30 protein-coding genes and 1 pseudogene are annotated in these 24,469 nt (G+C 57.7%); 18 read left to right on the top strand and 13 right to left on the bottom strand.

Translation table 11 applies throughout. The annotated features are described in order from the left end of the window. Window positions 1-187 precede the first annotated feature (187 nt). Window positions 188-490 (top strand): hypothetical protein, encoded by a 303-nt coding sequence (locus ACVCAM_RS05885; protein ID WP_032651739.1) that lies wholly within the window; start codon window positions 188-190, stop codon window positions 488-490. A gap of 114 nt (window positions 491-604) precedes the next feature. Here ACVCAM_RS05885 and ACVCAM_RS05880 read toward each other — a convergent pair whose 3' ends face one another. The 6 genes from ACVCAM_RS05880 to ACVCAM_RS05855 all read right to left on the bottom strand — a co-directional run bounded on the left by ACVCAM_RS05880 (window position 605) and on the right by ACVCAM_RS05855 (window position 7,836). After that, window positions 605-1,204 (bottom strand): NAD(P)H-dependent oxidoreductase, encoded by a 600-nt coding sequence (locus ACVCAM_RS05880; protein WP_023292508.1) that lies wholly within the window; start codon window positions 1,202-1,204, stop codon window positions 605-607. 74 nt (window positions 1,205-1,278) lie between these two features. Beyond that, window positions 1,279-1,872: a TetR/AcrR family transcriptional regulator gene (locus ACVCAM_RS05875; protein WP_008502347.1), complete on the bottom strand. Its 594-nt coding sequence runs from the start codon at window positions 1,870-1,872 to the stop codon at window positions 1,279-1,281. 34 nt (window positions 1,873-1,906) lie between these two features. Continuing rightward, complete coding sequence (locus ACVCAM_RS05870; RefSeq protein ID WP_447093551.1) at window positions 1,907-4,996, bottom strand: efflux RND transporter permease subunit; 3,090 nt, start codon at window positions 4,994-4,996, stop codon at window positions 1,907-1,909. Continuing rightward, window positions 4,993-6,102, bottom strand: coding sequence for an efflux RND transporter periplasmic adaptor subunit (locus ACVCAM_RS05865; RefSeq protein ID WP_407223318.1), 1,110 nt, complete (start codon window positions 6,100-6,102; stop codon window positions 4,993-4,995). The genes ACVCAM_RS05870 and ACVCAM_RS05865 overlap by 4 nt, the downstream gene beginning before the upstream one ends. Window positions 6,103-6,176: 74 nt before the next feature. Continuing rightward, window positions 6,177-6,791 carry a TetR/AcrR family transcriptional regulator gene (locus ACVCAM_RS05860; RefSeq protein ID WP_407223319.1) on the bottom strand — a complete coding sequence of 205 codons (615 nt, stop codon included), beginning with the start codon at window positions 6,789-6,791 and terminating at the stop codon, window positions 6,177-6,179. 133 nt (window positions 6,792-6,924) lie between these two features. Further along, complete coding sequence (locus ACVCAM_RS05855; protein WP_407223320.1) at window positions 6,925-7,836, bottom strand: LysR family transcriptional regulator; 912 nt, start codon at window positions 7,834-7,836, stop codon at window positions 6,925-6,927. 99 nt (window positions 7,837-7,935) lie between these two features. Here ACVCAM_RS05855 and ACVCAM_RS05850 point away from each other — a divergent pair, with 99 nt between their 5' ends. The 3 genes from ACVCAM_RS05850 (at window position 7,936) to ACVCAM_RS05840 (ending at window position 10,373) form a co-directional block, all read left to right on the top strand. Continuing rightward, window positions 7,936-9,048 (top strand): alkene reductase, encoded by a 1,113-nt coding sequence (locus tag ACVCAM_RS05850; RefSeq protein WP_447093550.1) that lies wholly within the window; start codon window positions 7,936-7,938, stop codon window positions 9,046-9,048. Beyond that, window positions 9,045-9,767 (top strand): SDR family oxidoreductase, encoded by a 723-nt coding sequence (locus ACVCAM_RS05845; RefSeq protein WP_407223322.1) that lies wholly within the window; start codon window positions 9,045-9,047, stop codon window positions 9,765-9,767. Before ACVCAM_RS05850 ends, ACVCAM_RS05845 begins: the two co-directional genes overlap by 4 nt. A gap of 66 nt (window positions 9,768-9,833) precedes the next feature. Continuing rightward, window positions 9,834-10,373: an ester cyclase gene (locus ACVCAM_RS05840; RefSeq protein WP_407223323.1), complete on the top strand. Its 540-nt coding sequence runs from the start codon at window positions 9,834-9,836 to the stop codon at window positions 10,371-10,373. Window positions 10,374-10,411: 38 nt separating this feature from the next. On the opposite strand, the gene ACVCAM_RS05835 is transcribed toward ACVCAM_RS05840, so the two are convergent. Continuing rightward, window positions 10,412-10,879, bottom strand: coding sequence for a nuclear transport factor 2 family protein (locus ACVCAM_RS05835; protein ID WP_023327398.1), 468 nt, complete (start codon window positions 10,877-10,879; stop codon window positions 10,412-10,414). A gap of 103 nt (window positions 10,880-10,982) precedes the next feature. Between ACVCAM_RS05835 and ACVCAM_RS05830 the strand changes: the two genes are divergently transcribed. Next, the gene (locus ACVCAM_RS05830; protein WP_407223324.1) at window positions 10,983-11,561 is read left to right on the top strand and encodes a TetR/AcrR family transcriptional regulator; all 579 of its coding nucleotides are present in this window, start codon (window positions 10,983-10,985) and stop codon (window positions 11,559-11,561) included. 113 nt (window positions 11,562-11,674) lie between these two features. Here ACVCAM_RS05830 and ACVCAM_RS05825 read toward each other — a convergent pair whose 3' ends face one another. Continuing rightward, on the bottom strand, window positions 11,675-12,232 hold the full coding sequence (locus ACVCAM_RS05825) for a histidine phosphatase family protein (RefSeq protein WP_021241365.1): 558 nt from the start codon (window positions 12,230-12,232) through the stop codon (window positions 11,675-11,677). Window positions 12,233-12,404: 172 nt separating this feature from the next. Between ACVCAM_RS05825 and ACVCAM_RS05820 the strand changes: the two genes are divergently transcribed. The 4 genes from ACVCAM_RS05820 to ACVCAM_RS05805 all read left to right on the top strand — a co-directional run bounded on the left by ACVCAM_RS05820 (window position 12,405) and on the right by ACVCAM_RS05805 (window position 14,398). Further along, entirely contained in the window at window positions 12,405-12,800 is a 396-nt protein-coding gene (locus ACVCAM_RS05820) for a DoxX family protein (RefSeq protein WP_023292497.1), read from the top strand. Then, complete coding sequence (locus ACVCAM_RS05815; RefSeq protein WP_222664579.1) at window positions 12,797-13,432, top strand: TetR/AcrR family transcriptional regulator; 636 nt, start codon at window positions 12,797-12,799, stop codon at window positions 13,430-13,432. The genes ACVCAM_RS05820 and ACVCAM_RS05815 overlap by 4 nt, the downstream gene beginning before the upstream one ends. 30 nt (window positions 13,433-13,462) lie before the next feature. After that, a complete protein-coding gene (locus ACVCAM_RS05810; protein WP_008502334.1) occupies window positions 13,463-13,867 on the top strand; it encodes a VOC family protein in 405 nt (134 codons plus the stop codon). 129 nt (window positions 13,868-13,996) lie between these two features. Beyond that, the gene (locus tag ACVCAM_RS05805; protein ID WP_407223325.1) at window positions 13,997-14,398 is read left to right on the top strand and encodes a GNAT family N-acetyltransferase; all 402 of its coding nucleotides are present in this window, start codon (window positions 13,997-13,999) and stop codon (window positions 14,396-14,398) included. Here ACVCAM_RS05805 and ACVCAM_RS05800 read toward each other — a convergent pair. Together ACVCAM_RS05800 and ACVCAM_RS05795 are read right to left on the bottom strand one after the other, a co-directional pair. Then, window positions 14,379-15,161, bottom strand: a complete 783-nt coding sequence (locus ACVCAM_RS05800; RefSeq protein ID WP_407223326.1) for a hypothetical protein — start codon at window positions 15,159-15,161, stop codon at window positions 14,379-14,381. The genes ACVCAM_RS05805 and ACVCAM_RS05800 overlap by 20 nt on opposite strands. 1 nt (window position 15,162) lies before the next feature. Then, on the bottom strand, window positions 15,163-15,360 hold the full coding sequence (locus tag ACVCAM_RS05795) for a hypothetical protein (RefSeq protein WP_008502331.1): 198 nt from the start codon (window positions 15,358-15,360) through the stop codon (window positions 15,163-15,165). Window positions 15,361-15,617: 257 nt separating this feature from the next. Between ACVCAM_RS05795 and ACVCAM_RS05790 the strand changes: the two genes are divergently transcribed. The 8 genes and pseudogenes from ACVCAM_RS05790 to ACVCAM_RS05755 all read left to right on the top strand — a co-directional run bounded on the left by ACVCAM_RS05790 (window position 15,618) and on the right by ACVCAM_RS05755 (window position 21,498). Next, window positions 15,618-16,052: a nuclear transport factor 2 family protein gene (locus ACVCAM_RS05790; RefSeq protein WP_008502330.1), complete on the top strand. Its 435-nt coding sequence runs from the start codon at window positions 15,618-15,620 to the stop codon at window positions 16,050-16,052. Continuing rightward, window positions 16,049-16,768: an SDR family NAD(P)-dependent oxidoreductase gene (locus ACVCAM_RS05785; RefSeq protein WP_023292494.1), complete on the top strand. Its 720-nt coding sequence runs from the start codon at window positions 16,049-16,051 to the stop codon at window positions 16,766-16,768. Before ACVCAM_RS05790 ends, ACVCAM_RS05785 begins: the two co-directional genes overlap by 4 nt. Then, entirely contained in the window at window positions 16,765-18,024 is a 1,260-nt protein-coding gene (locus ACVCAM_RS05780) for an NAD(P)/FAD-dependent oxidoreductase (RefSeq protein WP_248224468.1), read from the top strand. Before ACVCAM_RS05785 ends, ACVCAM_RS05780 begins: the two co-directional genes overlap by 4 nt. Window position 18,025: 1 nt before the next feature. After that, entirely contained in the window at window positions 18,026-18,748 is a 723-nt protein-coding gene (locus ACVCAM_RS05775) for a DUF1365 domain-containing protein (RefSeq protein WP_008502327.1), read from the top strand. Continuing rightward, window positions 18,745-19,965 carry an SAM-dependent methyltransferase gene (locus tag ACVCAM_RS05770; RefSeq protein ID WP_058653757.1) on the top strand — a complete coding sequence of 407 codons (1,221 nt, stop codon included), beginning with the start codon at window positions 18,745-18,747 and terminating at the stop codon, window positions 19,963-19,965. The genes ACVCAM_RS05775 and ACVCAM_RS05770 overlap by 4 nt, the downstream gene beginning before the upstream one ends. Then, on the top strand, window positions 19,962-20,447 hold the full coding sequence (locus ACVCAM_RS05765) for a DUF2878 domain-containing protein (RefSeq protein ID WP_407223327.1): 486 nt from the start codon (window positions 19,962-19,964) through the stop codon (window positions 20,445-20,447). Before ACVCAM_RS05770 ends, ACVCAM_RS05765 begins: the two co-directional genes overlap by 4 nt. Next, a pseudogene (locus tag ACVCAM_RS05760) lies at window positions 20,444-20,968 on the top strand (hypothetical protein). The gene ACVCAM_RS05765 and the pseudogene ACVCAM_RS05760 overlap by 4 nt, the downstream one beginning before the upstream one ends. After that, the gene (locus tag ACVCAM_RS05755; protein ID WP_320750791.1) at window positions 20,965-21,498 is read left to right on the top strand and encodes a DUF3833 domain-containing protein; all 534 of its coding nucleotides are present in this window, start codon (window positions 20,965-20,967) and stop codon (window positions 21,496-21,498) included. Before ACVCAM_RS05760 ends, ACVCAM_RS05755 begins: the two are co-directional and overlap by 4 nt. Here the strand turns inward: ACVCAM_RS05755 and ACVCAM_RS05750 are convergent. Together ACVCAM_RS05750 and ACVCAM_RS05745 are read right to left on the bottom strand one after the other, a co-directional pair. Continuing rightward, window positions 21,495-21,953 carry a DMT family transporter gene (locus ACVCAM_RS05750; protein WP_008502322.1) on the bottom strand — a complete coding sequence of 153 codons (459 nt, stop codon included), beginning with the start codon at window positions 21,951-21,953 and terminating at the stop codon, window positions 21,495-21,497. The genes ACVCAM_RS05755 and ACVCAM_RS05750 overlap by 4 nt on opposite strands. 4 nt (window positions 21,954-21,957) lie before the next feature. Beyond that, window positions 21,958-22,392 carry a DMT family transporter gene (locus ACVCAM_RS05745; protein WP_021241375.1) on the bottom strand — a complete coding sequence of 145 codons (435 nt, stop codon included), beginning with the start codon at window positions 22,390-22,392 and terminating at the stop codon, window positions 21,958-21,960. Window positions 22,393-22,487: 95 nt separating this feature from the next. On the opposite strand from ACVCAM_RS05745, the gene ACVCAM_RS05740 reads away from it, so the two are divergent. Further along, window positions 22,488-23,450 carry a LysR family transcriptional regulator gene (locus tag ACVCAM_RS05740; protein ID WP_023327409.1) on the top strand — a complete coding sequence of 321 codons (963 nt, stop codon included), beginning with the start codon at window positions 22,488-22,490 and terminating at the stop codon, window positions 23,448-23,450. Here the strand turns inward: ACVCAM_RS05740 and ACVCAM_RS05735 are convergent. Next, the gene (locus ACVCAM_RS05735; protein WP_021241377.1) at window positions 23,425-24,453 is read right to left on the bottom strand and encodes a methionine synthase; all 1,029 of its coding nucleotides are present in this window, start codon (window positions 24,451-24,453) and stop codon (window positions 23,425-23,427) included. The genes ACVCAM_RS05740 and ACVCAM_RS05735 overlap by 26 nt on opposite strands. Between the last annotated feature and the right edge of the window lie 16 nt (window positions 24,454-24,469).

Raw genomic sequence — 24,469 nt, 5'->3', positions numbered from 1 at the left:
ACTTTAAAAATTTGCTGCCGATAGTTCTTTTCAATACCATCAATATGCATGTAAAGATGAACAAAATCATATCAGCATATTTGGTAGTTGCGTATTTGTCGGCTCGACTTATTGCACAATCCAATAGTGCGAGAGACTGGATAAAAACCGTTGTGTTTCGATAAAAAATCACAAAAAGGATGTGCGTATGTTGAAAAGATTAGTCGCGGGGCAGATGAGCTTACCGATGACTTTCTGGGGATGGGGAATTTGCGGTAATTTTCTACTGGGTCTTATTGGGCTTGCTGGAGTACAGACCGGTCACCCGGCCATGGTGCCGCTTTCCTATATACTTAAAGCCATTCTGTTCAGTGCTGTACTTTCCGGCATAACTTTCATTCTGCGTCGAAAAATCACGGTATTGGGTGGGATCGCTTTTTTTATTATTTTGATTCAGGTGATTATGAGTGTAGTGATGACGATAGGCCTTTTCTCGTTATTTTTTGAATAATCACAAGAAAGAGCGTTCCGGTTTGCCAGCAGGATCCCTGACGGTTAGTAACATCGAGAACTCGTGCCTCCTTATGGCGAAGGAGGCACGCCGTTGCTGGCTGGATAGCCGATATTATTTTAGGTTGCCGATCTCGCTCAGGAATTCGTCAACCTGCTCGGGCGTCGCCGTGTCTGCCTGGTAAAGGATATCGAGCTTAACGTTCTTCAACCCGCAGAAGCCAAATACCCCTTCGATGATTTGCGTCTGAATCGCCGTCGAGTAGCCGTGTTTGTCGAACCCGGTAAGATCGCTCCCGCCAGTGGCAATCAGGCGGACGGGAACATCCCGTAAGTTGCCCACAATCCGGCCGTCGTCGGCCACCTTATACGCCCAGTTCAGGGTTAACACGCGATCGAACCAGCCTTTCAACAGCGCGGGAACCGACCACCAGTACACCGGGAAGACGAATACCAGCATATCCGCGCGCTCGACGCGCTGTTGCTCGCGCAGAATATCGTCGGGGAGGGCGCTCGGATCGCCGTGATACAAATCGAGATCGGCGCGGGTCATCGACGGATTAAACCCTTCAGCATGCAGATCGGCGATCTCAACCTGCGTACCTTCCTCGCGTAATTTCCCGGCAATACGAGCTGCCAGCGTATGGGATAACGAATTGTCGATCGGGTGTGCCGTCACGATCAGCGCGTTTTTAATGGCATGTGTTGCAGACATAGCGACCTCCAGATGGGGGAGAAGTGATGCCTATATTACTATTGGTAACTTAGGTGTCAATCCGCCCCCGGCGATCATTTTGTGCTATTCGCGTAGGTCTCCAGCACCCCGGTCATGGCGCCGCAGAGCATATCTTCTGCCACATTTCGGGCGAGCACGCCGTTGCCCGCCGCGGTGCTGAGCGCCTCCGCCGCGCCAATGATGGCCGTCAGTACCGCTTCTCCCTGAACGCCTTTTAAGACGATAAAAGGAGAAAGCGCGGTGCGCAGGCAGTCGGCACATTCGGCCACGCACGCTTCCCGAAACGTCTGCAGCGCGCGAGAACCGGACAGCGCCGCGGCGATTGGCCCGGTTTCAGGCCCGGCGGCAATGGCACAGTCGATATAGGCCGCGCTGAAAAAGCGGATCGTCTTCTCCAGCGTTTTGCTGTCCACCGCCAGCGTCTCGCGGAATTTTGCCAGCTGCCGATCGCTATAGTCCTGGTACAGCGCCATCAATAGCCCTTCACGATCGCCAAAGTGGTCGTAGGGGATGGGCTTGGTCACGTTAGCCCGTTCTGCCAGATAGCCAAGGGTCAACGCCTCCGTGCCTTGCTGACGCACGATCCCTCGCGCAACCTCCAGCAGCTGCACGCGGCGGTCCTCTTTTCTTAAGCGCTTAACAACCATGCTTGCCTCAGGTCAGTTATCTACTGATGGTAGTTTACACGTTTTCCGTGGCATGCTGCACGCGTTGTTCAACCGGGCGGATCCGGAACCAGATCGCATACATAGCGGGCAGGAAGACGAGGGTAACGATCGTCCCGCCCAGCGTTCCGCCGATCAGCGTCCAGGCCAGCGTGCCCCAGAACACCGAATGCGTCAGGGGAATGAACGCCAGCACGGCCGCCATGGCGGTGAGTAAGACCGGCCGCGCTCGCTGGACCGTCGCCTCGACCACCGCCTGGAACGGATCGAGGCCGTCCTTCTGGTTATGATCGATTTGACCGATCAGGATCAGCGTATTGCGCATCAGAATGCCGGAGAGGGCGATCAGGCCGACCAGCGCGTTGATGCCAAACGGCTGATTAAATATCAGCAGGGTCGGCACGACGCCAATCAGCCCCAGCGGCGCGGTTAAGAACACCATGACCATCGCGGAGAGTGAGCGCACCTGCAAAATGATGATCAGCAGCGTCAGGGCAATCATGATCGGGAACAGCGGTAACATGGCCTGCGTGGCTTTGCCCGACTCCTCAATCGACCCCGCCATGTCAATGCGGTAGCCGGCCGGCAGCGAATCAACGATCGGCTGGAGCTGCTTCATGATGGCGACCGACACGTCCGGCGGCTGAAGATTGTCGACGATATCGCCCCGTACGGTAATCGTGGGGGTGCGATCGCGACGGCGCAGGATCGGGTCTTCCATGCCGACCTCTATCTTGCCAATTTGAGACAGCGGCACGCGCTGTCCCGCATTGCCGACCAGGGTAAAGCCTTCGATTTTTGCCGGGTCAAGGCGGATATCTCCCGCCGCGCGGGCAACGACCGCTACCGATCGAATATCTTCCCGCACGGAGGTGACAGGCACGCCTGAGAGCAGGAACTGAAGCTGCCCGGCAACGGCGCTGGAGGTTAAGCCGGTCGCCTGCAGGCGGTTCTGATCGAGAGTGAAATGGAGCACCGGAACGCGCGAGCCCCAGTCGGTGTTAACGGTTCGCATCATCGGGCTTGCCTGAAGCACGGCTTTCACCCGTTCGGCGATGTCCTGCACCTGTTTGACATCCGGCCCCGACACGCGCCAGGCAACCGGGAAAGGCGAGTAGGGGCCAAACACCAGCTGCGTCACCCGCACGCGAGCTTCGGGCGCAAGGCCGCTGGCGACGGCCTCCCTGAGCCTGAACTTGAGCGCCTCGCGTGACGTCTCGCTGTCCGTCAGGATCACGATTTTCGCAAAAGAGGGATCGGGCAGCTCGGGGGCCATTGCCAGATAGAAACGGGGCGAGCCCTGACCAATATAGGCCGTGACGATTTTGGCTTCCGGCTGCTTGCCCAGCCACGCTTCTATTTTTGCGGTAGCGGCGCTGGTTTGCGCAATCGAGGTGCCATAAGGCATCTGCACTTCAACCAGCACTTCCGGGCGATCGGAGGTCGGGAAGAACTGTTTTTTTACCAGCCCCATGCCGAGCACGGCCAGAATGAAAATGGCGACCACGGACCCGGCCACGCGCCACTTTCTGGCGATAACGCGGCCAAGCAGCTGGCGAAAGCGGTTATAGCGAGGCGTGTTATAGATGGCGGCATGGCCGCCTTCCACTTTGGGGATCGCGGGCAGGATCTTCACCCCCAGATACGGCGTGAACACCACCGCCACAAACCATGAGGCAATCAGGGCGAGGCCGACAATCCAGAACATATTGCTGGTGTATTCTCCGGCGGTCGACTGGGCAAACCCATTCGGCATAAAGCCAATCGCCGTCACCAGGGTACCGGCCAGCATCGGCGCGGCGGTGTGGCTCCAGGCGTAGGCCGAGGCTTTGATTCTGTCGTAACCTTCCTCCATCTTCACCACCATCATTTCGATGGCGATAATGGCATCGTCAACCAGCAGGCCGAGGGCGAGGATCAGGGAGCCCAGCGTGACGCGGTCAAAGTTTATTCCCGCGGCCTCCATCACCACGAAGACGACCGCCAGGGTCAGCGGCACCGCCGCCGCAACCACCACCCCCACGCGCCAGCCCATGCTGACAAAACAGACCACCATGACCACAAGCAGGGCGACGAAGAATTTGATCATAAACTCATCGACCGAGGAGCGGATATTCACGGACTGGTCGGTGACTTTGGTCAGGGTCATGCCAAGCGGCAGGCTATCGTTGATTTTCGCCGTTTCCGCATCCAGCGCTTTACCCAGCGCCAGGCCGTTCCAGCCCTCACGCATGACAACGCCCAGCAGCAGGGCGGGTTCATGCTGATTGCGTATCAGCATCGTCGGGGGATCTTCATAGCCTCGTTCAACTGTTGCCACATCAGACAGCGTGAGCGTTTTGCCCTGGGCGACTAAAGGCGTATCGCGGATTTTCTGCAGTTCATCGAACGCGCCGTCCAGGCGGATAAAAATCTGCGCGCCCCGGGTCTCAATGGCGCCCGCCGCGGCCAGGGCATTCTGGCCGTTGAGGGCATTGAAAATATCCTGCGGTGAGAGGCCCATCGTCGCCAGACGGTCATGGGAGAAGGCGATATAAATCCGCTCGGCCTGTTCACCGATGATGTTCACTTTTTTGACCCCTGGAACGTGCAGAAGCTGCTGGCGCAGGCCTTCGGCATCGCGTACCAGCTGCCGCTGCGGTTCGCCTTTCGCTTTCAGAGCAAAGAGGGCAAAGGTGACATCCGAGAATTCGTCATTGATCATCGGGCCGATGACGCCCGCCGGGAGACGCTGGGATTCATCCCCAAGCTTTTTACGCGCCTGATAGAACTCCTCCTGCACCTCAGAAGGCGGGGTCTTGTCCTGCAACGACAGGGTGATATACGCCATGCCGGGACGGGTATAGGTTTCGGTACGATCATACCATTTGAGTTCCTGCAGGCGCTTTTCCAGCGGCTCTGCGACCTGATCCTGGATCTCCTGCGCGGTCGCACCCGGCCAGACGGCAATCGCCGTCATCTGCTTCACGGTGAAGGGCGGATCTTCCGCGCGCCCGAGCCCAAAAAAGGCGTAAATACCGGCAATCGTTACCAGAACGATCAGAAACAGCGTGACGGAACGCTCGCGGACGGCCAGCGCTGACAGGTTGAAGCGGCTTCCGCTCATGGCGCGTTCTCCGCCGGAGCGGCATGGCGCTGTTCTGCCAGCCTGACAACTTCACCTTCGTGCAGAAGATGGGCCCCTAACGCAACGATCTTCTCCCCGGGCTTCACGCCGCCCGCGATCTGGACCGCATCTTCGCCCACGCTCAGCACCGTAACCGGCGTCCATATGACCTTTGCCGGCTGGGCGGAAATGCGCCAGACGCCGGGCCCTTTACCCGCATCGTAGAGTGAGGCCAGCGGGACCTGCATGGCCTGACCTTCCGCTTTCGGGTCTTCAAGGCTGAGCGTGACGGTTGCCCCCAGCGGCGCGTTCGCCAGCTGGCCTGCCAGCACGTAGCGTGCTTCATACGTCCGGGTTGCGGCATCCGCGGAGTCAGACAGCAGGCGCAACGTGGCGGTGACCGGGTGTTGTTCACGGCCATAAAGCGTGGCCCGTGCTTCGCTGCCGACGGCAGGGCGCAGCGTCTCCGGAAGCTGCACGAGCGCTTCGCGCTGTCCCGCTCTGGCAAGGCGGATCGCCACCTGTCCGGCGCTGACCACCTGACCGGGTTCGGCAAGCGTCTCCATCACCACGCCGTCTGAATCCGCCAGCAGGACGGCATAGCCCGTGGCGTTTTGCGCCACGTTGGCCTGCGCCCGGGCGGCGCTGAGATCCGCCCTGGCCGTATCGGCCGCTGCTTTAATCTGATCGTACTCCGCGGCCGACACCGCGCCGGACGCCACCAGACCGCGATAACGCGCCTCATCGCTGGTGGCTTTTCTCGCCCGCGCCTGGGCAGCATCCACCGCGCGCTGCTGCGCCTGAGCCTGTAATTTCAGGTCAACCGGATCCAGACGCAGCAAGGGCTGGCCCTGTTTGACGGTCTGCCCGGTATCCACCAGGCGTTCGAGGATTTTACCCTGAACCCTGAAGCCCAGGTCGCTTTGCGTTCTTGCCACCACCACGCCCGTAAAGGTGCGAGCGGCTGGATTCGCCCTCTCGACGGAGGCGGATCTGACAAGCGGTGGCCTGGTGCGCGGATCGTCACTCGCGGAAATATCGCCGCATGCCGCGAGGGCAAACGGCAGAAGACATATGGCAAGGCGGGCTGAAGTGAGCCTGAGCATGGGAAACCCTTTTGAAGTAACAGGACAGTTTCCGCATTCTGTGATTAGTGACCAATAAAGTCAATGGTCACTAATCAGGGAGCCAGGCTTCTTAAAATCAGTGAGGAGAGAAGTACCGCTGCCGTTGGGGCAGTTTCAAGGTTGTACTGCAGTTGAACGGGGTTAATGTAAGGGCACATCACCATGTAAACGGCACAGGTGACCTCGTCCAGCGGCGTCTTCCTTTCGAACTCTCCAGCCTGTCTGCCTTCGATAATGATGCTCTCAATCAGCTTCAGGAGGCTTTCGGTGTACCTTTCCGTCGAAGGCCACTTCTCCCGTGACGCGACGGCGGCGATGTCGTAAAGCTTGCGATCGTGGAAAAACAGCTCGCTGCCGGCCTCGGTGAGCGACTTAAAAAGACGGCGGAGTTTTTCGCTGGCTGACGGCGCATCCTCAATGGCGGAAAGCACGACCGCCATGATCAGCTCCAGGCGGTTAGCGCAGATCACTTCGCCGATAGCCTGCTTGGAATCGAAGAACTTATAAATGTAGGATTTTGAAAAACCGATAGATTTCGCCAGCTCGGCGACGGTGGTTTTTTCATAGCCGTAATGGCCGAAGTGCTCAAAGGCCGCTTCGACGATTTGCTCTCTGACAGAATGGTCAAGTGGACCACGTATTGATGGGGCGTTCATAGTTTTAGTCATTATGTAAGCTTAGCGTGACGAGCCAGGGTTGGCAACGAGTGACCATTTTGTACTTTGGTTACTGTTGTGCTGTCTTACGTCGTGAAGACGGGACAATCGGCCAGGTGGAGTAAGTGTATCACTGTTTTTTACGTTAATGTTTTTTAAGCCAGTCGAGAAAAAACTGGCTGAACGCCGTAACCTGAAGCGGCTGCAGCTTGCGCTGCGGATAAACAAACTGTAGCCCGACATCTTTGCGATCGTAGCGGCTAAAGCCGGTGAAGCTGTCGGCAAACAGCACCGTGAGTCTTCCGGCGTCAACGTCGTCTTTGACGTCCCACCACGATTTCCCGGCGATGCCCGCTCCGCCCAGGGCCCACTGACGAAGCAATGCCCCGTCGTCGCACACCATGGCGGGCTCGACGCGAACAACGCTTTCCTCTCCCTCATGTTCAAAGCGCCATTCGTTCATCACCACGCCCTGAGACTCCAGCGCCAGGCACCGGTGCCGGGCTAGATCGGCAAACGTGGCGGGGATACCGTGGTCGTTAAGATACGCCCCGGAGGCAACCAGCACCCGACGGTTCGGGCGGATGTTTCTGACGACAAGGCTGCTGTCCGGCAAATTGCCGAAGCGCACGCTCATATCCAGCCGGTTAGCGACCAGATCCTCAACGTGTTCTTTTAGCGAGATGTAAAATTTGACGGCAGGATGGTGACGCGAAAATTCAATGACGGCAGGGCTGAGATACTGTCTGCCAAAGTCCGAGGGCGCGGAAAGGCGAATATTGCCGCTGAGCACGCCCTCTTTTTGCGTCAGCAGCGACTCGGCGTGATGCACCTCTTCCAGCACGCGCAGCGCGGCGTGGTAAAACTCTTCCCCTGCGCGGGTCAGGGTGAGGGATCGCGTTGAGCGATGAAACAGGCGCGCCTGGTAACGCTCCTCAATTGCCTTCAGCCTGGCGGTCATCGTGGCAGGAGAAAGCGACAGGCGTCGTCCGGCGGCGGAAAGACTTCCGGCCTCGGCGACTTCCACCAGTAAGGCCATGTCTTCGAGTTTACCCATTATTCATTTTTTCCGAAAAGTGCATCTATTTTTAGCGTAATTATCAAAATCAGATGCCGACTGTAAAGTGATTTCATCCAAACCATAAGGGATGAAAACATGAAACCTGCTTCACTCTTTGAACGCTACAGGCTGGGGTCGCTGGACCTGAAAAATCGTATCGTCATGGCGCCGATGACCCGCGCGCGCTCCCTTCAGCCGGGCAACATTCCCTCCGCGCTGATGGCGGAGTATTACCGGCAGCGGGCCAGCGCGGGGTTAATCATCACCGAAGCCACGCAAATCTCGCCTCAGGGTCAGGGATACTCGTGGACGCCCGGCATCCATTCGCCGGAGCAGGTTTCAGGATGGCAGCTCACGACGGGGGCCGTACATCAGGCGGGCGGGGTCATTTTTTCTCAGCTCTGGCACGTTGGGCGAATGTCGCACGCCAGTTTTCACCAGGACGGTCAGCCCGTCGCCCCGTCAGCGCTGGCCCCGGACGCGCAGGTGTGGGTGGTGAATGAGCGTGGAGAAGGCCAGATGGTTGACTGCCCGCAGCCGAGAACGCTCTCACGCAAGGACATTCAGAACATCGTCGCGGACTATCGCCAGGCCGCTTTGAATGCCGTTCAGGCCGGGTTTGATGGCGTGGAGGTCCACGGCGGAAACGGCTATCTGATCGACCAGTTCCTGCGCCAAACCTCCAACAAACGCACGGACGAGTACGGCGGTACGGTGGCTAACCGGATCCGCTTCGCCCAGGACGTGTTAAGCGCGATTGCTGAGGCGATTGGTCATGAACGTACGGGCATCCGTCTTTCGCCGTTTATTACCCAGCGCGAGATGAACGACCCGCAGGTCTCTGAAGCCATACTCGCGCTTGCGGCCTGGTGCGAACAAAAAGGGATTGCGTTTATCCACCTGGCGGAAGCCGACTGGGACGACGCGCCGCAGATTCCTGAGCATTTCCGTCAATCGCTTCGCGAGACCTTCAGCGGCACCCTGATCGTCGCGGGCAACTATGACCTTGCCAAAGCCGAAGAAATTCTGGCGGCGGGCTATGCCGATTTGATTGCCTTCGGACGACCGTTTATTGCCAACCCGGATTTGCCTCACCGGCTGGCGCACCGCTTGCCCCTGGCCCAGGTGCGCGACCCCGCCACGCTGTTTGGCGGCACCGCCACGGGCTATACCGATTACTCAACGTACACCCAGCAGGAGGAAATATGATGACCCGTAAAACCTTAATTATCGGCGGTGCTTCCGGCATTGGTTTCGCCGTGGGCACCCTGCTTGCCGGGCGCGGCGAGGAGATTATGCTTGCGGGACGCGATAGCGCGAAACTGGACGCTGCACGTCAACGACTGAGCGCTCATGCCGCGTCTGTTAGCACTCTCGTGCTCGATATCAGCCGTGAGACAGAGCTTGTTGCGCTCAGTGAAACGCTGGGCGAGGTCAATAATATTGTCGTCACTGCGGGCTCACAGGCGCCGGGCGGGCTGCTTTCCGGACTGGATCTCCGTGCGGCAAGACATGCCTTTGATACAAAATTCTGGGGAAGCCTCAATGTCGCCCGCTATCTCAGCGGGAACATCGCCCCCCGCGGTACGCTGACCTTCACCAGCGGCTTTGTGGCGCGCCGCACCGTGGCGGGTGCCATCGTAAAAACCACGATGAATGCCGCCATTGAGGCCGCGACAAAAGTGCTGGCGAAGGAGCTTTCCCCGCTGCGCGTCAACGTCGTGAGTCCGGGGCTGACCGACACGGAAGCGTATGCGGGGATGGACGCCGCCGCGCGGGAAAAAATGCTCGCAGGCGCGGCGGAAACCCTGCCAGCCAAAGCCTGGGGAAGGGCGCAGGACATCGCACAAGGGTATCTTTTCGCCATGGATAACCCCTTTGTCACCGGGTCGGTCATTGATATTGAGGGCGGGGCGTTAATTAACTGACCCCCTCATTAATGTGATCCGCAGGGCATCGTCTGCGGGTAATGTAACACTCTGTAGAGAGACATCATGAAATATACGACGTGCTTTCGTCCCGCTATCGCGGCGCTTATTTTTGCTGGTCTGTCGGGCAATGCTATTTCCGCGCAGGGGGAAAGGGTACAGCCGAAACAGCTGATTGTGGACAAGAGCCTGCCCCAGATGCAATTAAAGACGAATGAAGCCGTTGCCAGAGAATATGCCACGTTCTGGAACACCGGTAATGAAACTCTGGCGCGTGATGCCCTGGCGGCAAACTTTGTTGATAAAACACCGCCGGAAGGCCGTAATCAGGGGCCGGAAGGCGCTATTTTAGCCTCGCGGGCGTTTCGCACGGCCGTGCCCGATTTGCGCTGCGACGTTGAGCAGATGATTATTTCAGGCGACCGCGTAGTCTCACATTTACATTTTTACGGCACATTCACCGGGACATTTGGCAGGCTGAAAGGAAAGGGGCAGAAAATAGATTTTATCGCCACGGATATCTATGAAATCCGTGACGGTAAAATTGCAGCGAACTGGCATATTGAGGACAACCTGACGCTGATGAAACAGCTGGGCGCGCTGTAAATCACATCACTCCGGGAAGCCGGAGTGATGCGTTGAGCCTATAACCCTAGATCGCTCAGCGAGGGGTGATCGTCCGGGCGTCTGCCCAACGGCCAGTGGAACAGTCGCTCGGATTCTTTTATCGGCATATCGTTAACGCAGGCAAAGCGGCGCTTCATCAAGCCGTCCGGTGCGAACTCCCAGTTTTCGTTGCCGTACGAGCGGAACCAGTTTCCTGAATCATCATGCCATTCATAGGCATAGCGGACCGCGATGCGGTTATCCGTAAAGGCCCACAGCTCTTTAATCAGACGATAATCGAGCTCTTTTTTCCATTTCCGCGCCAGGAACGCCTGCGCTTCCTCCCTGTTGGTGGCGAATTCTGCACGGTTGCGCCATTGGGTATCCAGCGTATAGGCCAGCGCAACGTTCGCCGGATCGCGGCTGTTCCAGCCATCTTCTGCCAGCCTGACTTTTTCAATAGCGCTTTCGCGTGTGAAGGGCGGCAAGGGAGGACGTGTGTTCATGGCAATTACCTCGTTATGTGATTATGTAGACAGATCTGTCTACTTGCGCTAATCTATGCCTGAAAAATAACGCTGTCAACATCCGTTTTGAGGCCATCGACAAATGAAAGCAGAATCCGAAAACAACGATAAAAAAATAAGCGTCAGGGATAAAATATTACTGACGGCGCACGATCTGTTTTATTCCACAGGCTTCAGAGCGACGGGGGTGGATACGCTGATTAAAGAGGCGAAAGTGACGAAGGTGACGTTTTATCGCCATTTTCCGAGTAAGAGCTTGCTTATTCTCGCCTATTTACACTATCGACATGAAATATGGATTAACTGGTTTGAGGCCACGCTTCGTCGACATCTCGTTGAAGGCCAGACGCCTGCGGACGCTCTATCGGCTACCCTTTGTGAATGGTTTATTTCGCCTGAGTTCCACGGCTGTGCGTTTATTAATGCCAGCGCCGAAGCCAAATCCGAAGATATTGAAAGCGAAATAAAAGCGATATGCCGCGATCATAAAATCGAAACAATGAATATTATTGCGTCGCTGACGACCATCGCGGATGAGCGCGTCGTCAATGAAATCATGCTGCTCATTGACGGCGCCATTATTCATGCGCAGATGGGCATGGAGACGGATGAGGTCATCGCGTCGTTGAAGAGGGCGCTGGCAGACTTAATCGGGGGCTAGCGAGGATCCCCTTAGTCCTCCAGACGAAGGCTGACAGGTGCATTCAGCATTTGCGAATAACAGTCGGCTGGCGTGCGCCGAGGATGAACAATCCTCGGCCTCAGCATGTGCCGCTATACCATGCTGTAAACCCCCGCTCCCCAGTACCCCTTACCCGGACGAGTCTGTTCTTTCCAGCCTGATGCGATCAGTTCTTTTGCAATGAACCGGTTGATGACCCCGTGCCCCATGAGCAAGACGGGGCCGTCAGAGTCCTTCGCTACATTCACCAGGATTTCTGCCGCCTTAACGGCACGTTCTTTTGCGGCGCTTACGCGCTCTGACTCGCCAGACAGGCCGCAGAGCCAAAGAACGCGAAACAGCGCTGCCCAGTAAAAAGGCGATAGCCGGAACCCCGGAATACGGAACACCGGCAGCTCTGCTTCCCGAAAAACCTCATCAATTAAGCCCGGTTCACACCCCAGCGTTTTCAACGATGAAAGGGCTCGCGGGAGAGGGCTGCTGAGAAACGTCAGTGCGCGGTACGCGAGGATTTGAGCCATCTCCGAAGGTCTGTCGCGGCCCGTTGAAGAGCGGTTATAGCTGTCGATCCATCCCACCATTTCCCTGTACGACACCTTTCCGGCGCCCCTGTATTCGGGTTCGCCGTGGCGCATCAAAATAATTTCCATATGTCTTCATCGCTCACCATCCATTCACCAGAGGCAGACTAGCGCGTTCTCACACTGATGTTCACCCACCCGTTTTGGAGTGTCAGGGCGGTGATCGCACTTATCAGACTTGTCGGTCTGTTAATTAATAAGTAGACTAGCCAGTCTTTTAAATGATCAAAGAGATAATTCAGTGTCAAAAATCACGTCATCTATCACAACACTCTGTCTTTCAAGAATTTTATTGACCTTTTTCTTCTGGATGGCAGGCTTTTATGGGTTGTTCAACTTTGGAGAGATTGTGCTGGAAATGGTGGATGTGGGTCTCCCCTGGCCCGTCTTATTCGCGACAGGCACCATTCTCTGTCAGCTTGTAGGCTCTGCTCTGGTGATTTCGAATTTTGCCGGCTACGGATGGATTGGATCGGCAATGCTGATTGTGTTTACATTACTCACCATTCCGGTGGGGCATCCATTCTGGAAATTTAGCGAGCCTCAGCGCACCCAGGAGTTTCATATCGCGCTTGAACACATAACCGTTATCGGGGGGCTCATGATGAGCATGCTTTTGTCAGGTCGTAAACGATGAGAGAAAAGGTTCGGCAGAAAGGCCGCCCAAAAGATCCGTCAAAGGAGCAGGCGATACTGCAGGCCGCAAGAAGCCTGTTTCTCGAGAAAGGCCTCGATGTCACGACGGAAGAAATTGCCCGCGTTGCCGGGGTGGCAAAAGCCACGCTTTATGCCAATTTCGCGGATAAAGACCTGCTTGTTGAGGCCGTACTCCGTAAGGAATCGGATCTGACCATCAGTGACAGTGATTTTTCCGAGCGGCATCATCTGTCGTTGACCGAGGTCTTAACCGCGTTTGGCAACCGTTTTGTCCGCTTCATCAACCAGCGCGAGCTGACGGGCTGGGACCGCTTAATTGCCTCCGCCGCTATTCGTCATCCGGAGTTACCCGCGCGTTTTTATGCGGCAGGTCCCGGCAGGGCGCAGCAGATGCTGGAGACAATTATCGGTGAAGCCGTTGAAAAGGGCTTACTGATCGCGTGCTCCCCGCGCGAAGCGGCTGACGACCTGGCCGGGTTGTGGCTCGGGATGACAAGCCTTGAGATAAAGCTTGGCGCCAGAAAAAGCTTATCTGATGAAGAAATTGCTCGTCGGGTCGCGCATGCGATCGCTGTTTTTATGTGTGCATATTCAGTGGAAAAGCGTTCATAATGAGTTAATTAGGGCAAAGGAAACGAAAAAATGAGAACACAGAAACGATGCCTTGGCTGCGTGGCTATTGTGGTTGATGACTACGATCGCGCCATTGAGTACTACACAGACAAGCTGGGGTTTACCCTGGTAGAGGATACGCCGCAACCGGGTAAACGCTGGGTGGTCGTCTCACCCAACCCGGAAAGCGACTGCAACATTTTGCTGGCTCGTGCGTCTAACGAGAGGCAGGAAGGTTTTATCGGTAATCAATGCGGCGGCAGAGTTTTCCTGTTCCTTCAGACGGATGATTTTTGGCGCGATTACCATGCCATGAAGGCAAAAGGCGTTCATTTCTGCGAAGAACCACGTGAGGAAGAGTACGGTACGGTGGTGGTGTTTGAAGATATGTACGGCAACCGCTGGGACCTCTATCAACATGCCCAACGCGGGTGATTACGCGGGATACCTTCCATGACGCTTCGAATTCGACAGGCCACCGGGGCCGATTCAACGCTATTAAGCGAGTTGGGATATCGTATCTATCCCGCGCATTTTCAGCATTTGTGGGTATCAGATGCAGAGATGAAGGATTTTTTGGACGCCGAGTATGCCCCTTCCGTCATTGAGCAGAGCCTGTCCGAGAGCCATGTTTCCTGGTTTGTGGCAGAAACCGATCGGCCAGTGGGATTTATGAAAGTGACCTGGGACGCCATGCTTCCGGAAACGGACAAGAGGGGCGTTCTCCTCAACAAGCTCTACCTCGATCCTGCCGAGACCGGCAAGCACTATGGTCAGGACATGTTCAACAAAATCATCGACATGGCCCGAAGCAGGGGAAAGGACTCTCTCTGGCTGGAAGTGCTTGAGCAGAACGTGGGAGCGTACCGGTTCTACCAGAAGCAGGGCATGCTCTGCATCAAGAACGTCCTTTTCGAAACTGCCTCACAGCAGAGCATACTCAAAATTATGGGGATGTCTCTTTAGGGCCTGGGCTCTCGTCCCGCTGTGCCAGCGACAGCGCGCTGGCGGGATCGAACAGCGAGATGCTCTCTATCTGATTGAGTAAAATCACCTTGCGGAATGACATGGCGCTGCGGGGTTCCGAGTCGAGCGTAATGTCATGCTCGGCGTACCACCGGCTGTAATTATTCTCGATGCGCAGGTTCATCGTCTTCTCGTCCCGGTACCCGCTCAACATTGGGATCAGCACGATATTGGCCGTTTTTTCATATTCCAGCGTCGCGGTGTGGATCATACCCACGTATATCCGCCTCGAGCGGAGCGTGACCTGCGCCAGCTCGCCTTGCTCCATACACTGATAGAGCAGTTGCTCGATCCCGCTCGCCTGCGCAAGCCGTTTGTAGAGCTTTTTCCGGCTCTCGCCGTCCAGCCTGGCGCTGCCTGCCCAGTTAGAGCGGTAGAGACAAAACAGGATGGCAAACGCCAGCATCACCACCACCGGCGCCTGAATGCCTAAAAAACTCCAGTTCATAAAGTCGATTTGCCAGTCGGTGTATTTCGGTGAGGCAAAGTGGAAAGCGTTGTTGGCGGCAGAAAGGGTGAGCAGCAGCAGCCAGAGCAGCCCCGTAGCAATCACCCCCTGCAGAACGAAAATACAGCCGTAAAGCGCAACGAGAAAATAGACGTCCCAGCCAAAGGAACGCTTGATTTTAAAGCGGGTCGACAGGTCGCGGCTGGTGTACCAGTACCCGCAGACCATCAGCACCATAAATATCGCCGTTCCCATATCAGGCCCTCTTCAGCGCGTTAACGTGACGCAGAAAGTCCTGCCGCACCTCGTTGCTCTTGTAGTTCACCGAGGCGTTCCCGTCCTGGTCGATAATGATGCGGTCGCCATCTTCCACGGCTTCAATAATTTCCTGCTGACTCATCACCTGCAGTAAGGATTCCGGGCTTGAGAAGAGGGAGAGAAAGAAACGTTTCATGTCAGGCATCCTTATGAATAAAAAGGATAAGCCTGGAAGATGACCGCTGAATTTGCCTTAAGGATAACCTGAAAGTGAAAGCCGGGTGGCGGCTACGCCTTACCCGGCCTACAAAACCGTCAAATGATTGAGTTCTCAACTTGTTGATATTTATGGGTAATAAAAAATAAACTTGCACAAACTTGGACAAATAACGTTAATTGTGTAAGTTTTAAGTATGCGATTACGCCACGTTGTTTACAGCCAGGATGTGACCCATGAGCACTTTGCCCTCTGTCGTGAGTCGGTTTGTTGAGTACTACGCCGCACTGGATAGCCAGCCGCCGTCCGCGCTGGTCGGGCTTTACCATTCAAATGCCACGCTTGTCGATCCGTTCGGCGAGCACGACGGTATCTTTGCGCTTCAGCGCTATTTCACCCATCTGCTGGCCAACGTCGAGAACTGCCGTTTTTCTATCGACCCGCCGCTCTGCAGCGGGAACCGGTTTGTTGTCACCTGGGTGATGCACTGGTCGCATCCGCGCATTGCCGGAGGCGAACCGCTCGATCTGCCGGGGTGCTCGGTGGTGGAGACGGAAAACGATCTCATCACCCACCAGCGCGACTACTACGATGCGGGAGAGATGATCTACGAACATCTTCCTCTGCTGGGCTGGGCGGTACGCGGCGTGAAGCGGAGGGTCAAATCATGAAGACGGTACTGATTACCGGTGCAAGTTCGGGTATTGGCGCCGGGCTGGCGAAATCCTTCTCCGCTGACGGCTATCATGTGATTGCCTGCGGGCGCGATCCGGCGCGTCTGGAAGCGCTGCATCAGACCTGCCCCAATCTCACCGTTCGCCTGTTCGATATGACGGACCGGGAGGCCTGCCGACAGGCGCTGACCGGCAGCTACGCCGATTTGATTATTCTCTGCGCCGGTACCTGCGAATACCTCGACGGTGGCGTGGTGGATGCAGCGCTGGTGGAGCGGGTCATGAACACCAATTTCCTCGGGCCGGTGAACTGCCTTGAGGCGCTGCAGCCGCAGCTGGTTCGAGGCAACCGCGTGGTGCTGGTGAGCTCGATGGCCCACTGGCTACCTTTCCCTCGCGCAGAGGCCTACGGTGCGTCCAAAGCGGCGCTGAGCTGGTTTGCCGAAAGCCTGCGCCTCGACTGGGAGCCAAAAGGGATTACCGTCACGGTTGTCTCTCCGGGCTTCGTCGATACGCCCCTGACGCGGAAAAACGATTTTGCCATGCCGGGTCGGGTGACCGTCGATGAGGCGGTGAAGGCGATCCGTATCGGGCTGGCGGCCGGGAAAATGCACATCGCGTTTCCTGCCGGATTTGGCTTCATTTTGCGGCTGCTCTCAGGGCTGCCTGCTTTTCTTCAGCGCACGCTGCTGCGCAGGATGGTGCGTTCATGAACATTGCAATTATCGGCAGCGGCATTGCCGGGCTGACGTGCGCCTGGCGACTGGCCGGGCACCATCAGGTGACCCTGTTTGAAGCGGGATCCACACCGGGCGGCCATACCGCAACGGTTGACGTGACGACGCCACAGGGCACATACGCGATCGATACCGGGTTTATCGTCTACAACGACCGCACCTATCCGCGCTTTATGGGCCTGCTCAGCGAGCTGGGTATCAGCGGGCAAAAAACCCAGATGAGCTTTTCAGTACACAACCCCGAGACGGGTCTGGAATACAACGGCCACACCCTGACGTCGCTGTTTGCCCAGCGCCGAAATCTCGTCAATCCGACATTCTGGCGGCTGCTCGGTGAAATCGTCCGCTTCAATCGTCTGGCAAAACAGGCGCTGGACGGGGAAGTGGACCCGAACGCCACGCTGCAGACGTTTCTGGACCAGCACGGCTTTACGCCGTTTTTTGCGCGCCACTATATTCTGCCGATGGGGGCCGCCATCTGGTCATCCTCGCTGCAGGAGATGAAGCGTTTCCCACTGCCGCTTTTTTTACGTTTCTTCCAAAACCACGGTCTGCTGGATATCACCCATCGCCCGCAGTGGTACGTGGTGCCGGGCGGCTCGCGAGAGTATATCCGCGCGATGCTGGACAAACTGGGCGATCGGCTGACGCTACACCTCAATTCGCCGGTGCAGCGGGTGAGCCGCCACGAGGACGGGGTCACGCTCCAGCTTGAAAACGGCAGCCATACCTTCGACCAGGTGATATTTGCCTGCCACTCCGGCAGTGCTCTGGCGATGCTTGACGACCCGACCTCCGCAGAGCGCGAGGTGCTGGGCGATATCGGCTGGCAGCGCAACGAGGTGGTGTTGCACAGCGACCCGCGCTGGCTGCCGGTGCGGCCGCGCGCCTGGGCGAGCTGGAATTACCGGCTGAGCGCGCAGGAGCAGGCCAGCGCCTGTGTGACCTACAACATGAACATTTTGCAGGGGCTGCCTGCGGGCAGTCCGCTGTTCTGCGTCACCCTGAACCCGGACGCACCGGTGGATGAACGCTTCGTTCTGCAACGCTTCGTTTATGAGCATCCGCTGTTTAACCCGCAAAGCTGGCGGGCGCAGGCGCGGCGCGGCGAGATCAACGGTCACCAGCGGAGCTGGTACTGTGGGGCTTACTGGTACAACGGTTTTCATGAAGACGGCGTGCGCAGCGCGCTGGACGTGGTCAACGCGATAGCGGCCGGGGAGGGGAACTGAGATGAACAGCTGCCTCTATCACGGCGTATTGCGCCACCGCCGCCTTCAGCCGAAAACCCATGAATTTCGCTACAGCGTCTTTATGGCCTGGCTGGATCTTGATGAGCTGCCGCTGCTGGCGTCCGTCGGCGTGCGCCGCAATCGCTTTGCCGCCGCCGCGTTCCACGACGCGGACTATCCGCTCGGCACGCCGCTCAAAGAGAACGTGCTCAGCAGGCTGGAGAGCCTGACCGGGGAACGGCCGGACGGGCGGGTCATGCTTCTGACGCAGTTGCGGTATTTCGGGTTTCATTTTAACCCGGTCAACTTTTACTACTGCTATGACGGGAAGGGGACTCTGCGCTGGGTACTGGCGGAGGTTCGCAACACGCCGTGGAACGAGCGTCATTATTACGCGGTCGACGGGCAACATGCCCAGCCCACGGAAAAAGCGTTTCACGTTTCCCCCTTCAACCCGATGGACATGATCTACCACTGGCGCTTCAACGATCCGGATAACACGCTGCATATGCACATTGAAAATCATCAGGAAGCGAAGGTGTTCGACGCCACGCTCGCCCTGCGCCGGGAGCCGCTGACCCGTCCGGCACTGCGCGCGCTGCTGCTGCGCATCCCGCTTATGACCCTGAAAACCGTTTTCGCCATTTACTGGCAGGCGCTGAGGCTGTGGCTCAAGCGCGTGCCGCTGTATAACCATCCCGTCAGCAGGAGTGAACGCTCATGACCGATCCCGTCTTTGCGTTAGAACCCGATATCCCGCGCAACGTCCGCCTCGCGCGATGGCTGCTGTTTCGTCTGTTAAGCGGCATCCGCGGTGGTTCGCTCACCCTGCGTGAAGGGGCGCAGACCTTCCATTTTGGCGAGCCATCCTCCGCGCTGCACGCCGACGTGCAGATCCTCACGCCCGCCGTCTACTGGCGCGTCTTAACGGGCGGGAGCCTTGCCGCCGCTGAAGCCTGGATGGACGGCGAATGGGAAACCGCGCAGCTCACGCCGCTTCTGCAAATCCTGGCCCTCAACGGCGAGGTGCTTGGCCGTCTTGAGAAAGGGTTCCGGCTGCTTGGCCGACCGCTGGAGCGTTTGCGCCACTGGACGCGGCGTAACTCCCGCGCGCAGGCGCGTGAAAATATTGCCGCCCATTACGACCTGGGCAATACCTTCTATGCCCATTTTCTGGACAGGGAACTGCTTTACTCCAGCGCGCTCTTTACCGCAGACGAGCAGGATCTCACGACGGCTCAGCAGGCCAAAATGGCGCGCCTGTGCGACCAGCTGGCGCTTAGCGAGGCCGACCACCTGCTGGAAATCGGCACCGGCTGGGGGGCGATGGCGGAATACGCGGCCCGTCATTATGGCTGTCGGGTGACTACCACCACGCTGTCGCAGGAGCAATACGTCTGGGCAACCGAGCGGATCGCCCGCGCCGGGTTGCAGGATCGTGTTGAGGTGCTGCTCTGCGACTATCGCGACCTCACCGGGCAGTACGACAAGCTGGTCTCAATAGAGATGATTGAAGCCGTCGGGCAACGCTATCTGCCTACATTCTTCCGGACCTGTCAGGCGCGGCTGCGCCCGGGGGGACGAATGGCGATTCAGGCCATCACCATTCAGGACCAGCGCTATCGCGACTACAGCAAAAGCGTCGATTTTATTCAGCGCTACATTTTCCCCGGCGGCTTCCTGCCGAGCATCACCGCGATGAACGAGCTGATGACGCGCCACACCGATTTCGTGGTGCGCAATCTCTTCGACATGGGGCCGGACTACGCCCGCACGCTGGCGCACTGGCGGCAGCGCTTTGTCCACGCCTGGCAGGAGATTGAAAAGCTCGGCTTTGATGAGCGGTTCCGCCGCATGTGGCTTTATTACTTTGGCTACTGTGAAGCCGGGTTTAACGCCCGCACCATCAGCGTGGTGCAGCTGACCGCAGAGCGCGTATGAGACGATATCTTCAGGTCTTCCTGCTGGCCGTCGCGTTCGATCTCTACTGGGCGCTGGTGGTGCTCTTTCGCGAACAGGGCCTGATTATCTGGCTCGCGCTGGCGATCCTCGCGTGCCTGCTCTTGCCGTCTGTATACCGTTTTTACGCCATTGGGCTGGCCGCGGCGGGCAGTTTGCTGGATACGCTCTGGGCGCTGACGGGGCTGATCGCCTTCACGGGTGATGCCCTGATGCCGCTATGGATGGTGGCATTATGGCTGATGTTCGCCACCGTCTGGACGCAGCTTACGCGCACCACCACGTTGCCCGGCTGGCTGCTCACCCTGCTGGCCGCCGTGGGAGGGCCGGTGGCGTACCTGATTGGCGAGCGGCTGGGTGCCATCACGTTTCTGGAGCCGACCTTTATCGTCGTCAGCTGGATGGCGCCGGGCTGGCTGGTGTTGATGCTGTTTTTCCACCTGCTGATGGGGAGAAAAAAATGAGAGTTGCGGTTTTGTTGCTTTGTCTGACGCTGGTTGTTCCTGTTGCTCAGGCCGCCGACTGGCTGGCCTGGCGGAAGGTGGGTGATGCCACGCTCACCTGGGGGCCGTTCACCGTCTATACCTCCCAGCTGCGTACGCCGGACGGGCGTTACGGTCGGGAGAACCAGGATCAGGCGCTGATAATTACCTATGCGCGCGACATCGATCGCGATGAGCTGGTCGAGGCGACCCGCGACCAGTGGCAGGCGCAGGGGATCCTGCAACGGGAACCCCGAAGCGAAGCCTGGTTACAGATGCTGCGCTCTCTGTGGCCGGATGTCCGGCCGGGGGCACAGCTGGCGTTTGTGCTCGACGACGGGCAGGGGCAGTTCTGGTATCGCGCGTCAGCGGCGCAAAAAGCCTTTATTCCACTCGGACCGCGTCAGTAAGAAGCGTTCAGCACCCGCTTCCTGGCCATCTGGCTCGACCCTCGTACGCAATACCCTGAGCTGCGTCAGCAGTTAATCGGAGGCCAAAAATGAAACGTATCCTGATGATGGCGCTGGCATTGACGATGCTGCTGGCAGGCTGTAGCACGGAGGTGACCGAGTATCGCCAGCAGCAGCCGCGGCTGGATATCTTCCATTACTTCCAGGGCAAAACCGAAGCGTGGGGGATGGTGCAGGATCGCAGCGGCAAGCAGATCCGCCGCTTTCACGTTGAGATTGCCGGGGACGTTATCGGCGATACGCTGACGCTGAACGAGCACTTCGTTTACGACGATGGCGAGAAGCAGCAGCGGGTCTGGCATATCCGCCGCGTGGGGAGCGATCGCTACGAAGGCACGGCGGGGGATATTGAAGGGGTAGCAACGGGGCAGGCCGCCGGCAACGCGTTCAACTGGCATTACAGCATGAACGTGAAGGCCAACGGCAGCACCTGGCTACTGAACTTTGACGACTGGATGTACCTGCAGGATGAGAACCATCTGTTTAATAAAACCGAGATGAAGAAACTGGGCGTCACCGTCGCCACGGTGACGCTGTTCTTTACCCGTAAGACCTCAGTTTAGTCGCGGACGCTGCCGGTTTTGCTGCTGGAGTAGATGAAGTACAGGGCAATCCCCAGGCATACCACCGCGCTCAGACGGCTCGGTGAAAACGAAATGGCGGGATTGCCCAGCCAGCCAAAGTTATCAATCAGCATACTCATGGCGAGCTGGCCGAATATCACCGCCACCGTGGCGACGGCGGTGCCGATCCGCTGTACGGCGAGCACCATTATCACGATATAGGGCACGCCAAACATCGCCCCGAGGAGCTGCCATTTCGGCACGTCCAGCAGCGTGACCGCCTGCTTAGGCTCAAAGAAGAAAATGAGCAGGGCGGTCACCAGCGCGCCGACGGAAAACGTTAGAAACGCGCTCTTGAAAACGCCCACGCTGCTGCCGAGCTGCCCATTAATTGCGGCCTGTATGCTCAGCGTCGCGCCGCCGCAGATGGCCAGAATTATCATCATCAGTGTCATGTGTTTACCCCTTTGCGACCAGTACCAGTGCGGCAATAATAAAAACCAGCGCCACGATGCGTCTTGCGTTTATCTTCCTGTGCGGCGTACCCAGCAGGCCAAAGTGGTCAATGATCAGGCTTTTAACAACCTGACCTGCCAGAATGCCAATCATCGTCAGCGCGATGCCGATAGTCGGCGTGGCGAGCGTCAGTATGACGACGTAGATCGGACCCAGCACCCCGCCGAGGAGCTGCCAGCCGGGCTGTGCGAAAAACGACGGGCTGTTGCGCGGGCTGAAAAACAGCATCAGCAGAAACGTCAGCGCGGCGCCGACGCCAAAAATGCTGAACGTCGCCCATAAATCCCCGACCTTCCCCCCCAGCGGTCCCAGCAGGCCCGCCTCGACGGAGAGGCCCATCCCGCCAGCAATCACCAGTAAAATCAAAACCAACTGCATTCTTCTTCCTCCGTTTTCAGGCGAAGAAGATTACGTGGGTTGTGCAATGAGAAAAATGCCATAATGGTAGAAACACCTTTGCAGGATATGCATTAATGGTTGACGCCAGCAACATCAACATCCGCGCGCTGCTGATCTTTATCGACGTGTATGAAGCGCAGAACTTCTCCGTCGTGGCGCGGCGGCAGGGGATATCGGCCTCGCAGATATCGCGCGTGATCCACCAGCTCGAGGATGCGCTCGGGCAGCAGCTTTTCTATCGCAATACGCGGGCCGTCATTCCCACGGAAAGCGGTCATCTGTTTATTCGCTACGCCCGGTCGATGGCGGAAAACCTGGAAGAGGCGCGCCGGGAGCTGGACGCGCGTGCGGTGGAGCCGTCCGGTGCGATCCGCATTAACGGACCGGTGTTTTTCGGCCAGAAGCACATAGCCCCAGGACTTCCCGGCCTGTCGGCACGCTATCCTCGCCTGAGCGTAGAGCTGACGCTGACCGATGATTTCATTGACCCCCACCGGGATGCGGCAGACCTTATCTTCCGCATTGGCGTGCTGACGGACTCGTCGTTTCGCGCGCGGGTGTTTGGGCAGCAGGTGTACCATCTGGCCGCGTCGCCAGACTACGTGCGTAAACACGGTGCGCCAGAAGTGCCGGACGATCTGAACCGCCATCATTGCCTGGTGTATCGCGGATCGTCAGGGCCTAACCGCTGGCTGTTGCGCAGAGCGGGCGAGGCGTGGACACACTATCCCGTGACGCCATTGATGACCTCGAATAATGCGGAAGCGTTGCTGGCCGCGGCGCTTGGCGGGATGGGGATTGTGCTGTTTCCGGACTGGCTGGTGAGCGAGCCGCTCCAGCGCGGTGAGCTGATTCCGCTCCTGCCCGCGCTGGAGTGCGCCATCACTACGGAACAACAGGCTATCGCGGCGATCTACCCTGATGCCCGACATCCGCCCCTGAACGTCAGGGCGGTGATTGATTATTACGTCGAGCGCTTTGGTACGCCGCCGTACTGGCAGCGTAAGGGGATTACGCGCCAAGCTCCTGGCGGATAATTTCTGCGCCAGCGCTGAGTGCTTTAAGCTTGCCGTTGGCAACCTGACGGGAGAGGGGCGCCATGCCGCAGTTGGTTGACGGGTACAGCTTGTCGGCGTCGACAAACTGCAGCGCTTTTCGCAGCGTATCGGCCACTTCCTCCGGCGTTTCAACCGTGTTGGTTGCCACGTCGATCGCCCCAACCATCACTTTTTTACCGCGGATCAGCTCCAGCAGATCCATCGGCACGCGGGAGTTGTGGCACTCCAGGGAGATGATGTCGATGTTAGAGGTCTGCAGCTTAGGGAAGGCCTCTTCGTACTGGCGCCACTCCGAGCCGAGCGTCTTTTTCCAGTCGGTATTGGCCTTGATGCCGTAGCCGTAGCAGATGTGGACCGCGGTTTCGCACTTCAGCCCTTCAATGGCGCGCTCCAGCGCGGCGATGCCCCAGTCGTTGACCTCATCAAAAAAGACGTTAAACGCCGGTTCATCGAACTGGATAATGTCCACGCCTGCGGCCTCTAGCTCTCGCGCTTCCTGGTTGAGGATTTTGGCGAATTCCCAGGCCAGCTTTTCGCGGCTTTTATAGTGCGCGTCATACAGGGTGTCGATCATGGTCATCGGCCCCGGCAGGGCCCATTTGATCGGCTTGTCCGTGAGCTGGCGCAGGTACTTTGCATCGTCGACGAAGACCGGTTTCTGGCGCGCAACCGCGGAAACCACGGTCGGCACGCTGGCGTCATAGCGGTTACGAATGCGCACCGTCTGGCGGTTCTCAAAATCGACGCCGCTCAGGTGTTCAATAAAGGTGGTGACGAAGTGCTGGCGGGTCTGTTCCCCGTCGCTGACGATATCGATTCCCGCGCGGATCTGCTCATCCAGAGACAGGCGCAGCGCATCCTGCTTGCCTGCCAGCAGTTCCTGATCCTGTAACTTCCACGGTGACCAGAGCGTCTCAGGTTGCGCAAGCCAGGTCGGCTTTGGCAGGCTGCCAGCCGTTGAAGTCGGGAGCAATGTTTTCATAATAAAAGACCTTTTT

Source organism: Enterobacter sp. CFEC122, from assembly GCF_052983755.1.
The sequence above is the reverse complement of the archived record's forward strand: the minus strand, read 5'-3'. Positions and strand labels throughout refer to the sequence as shown.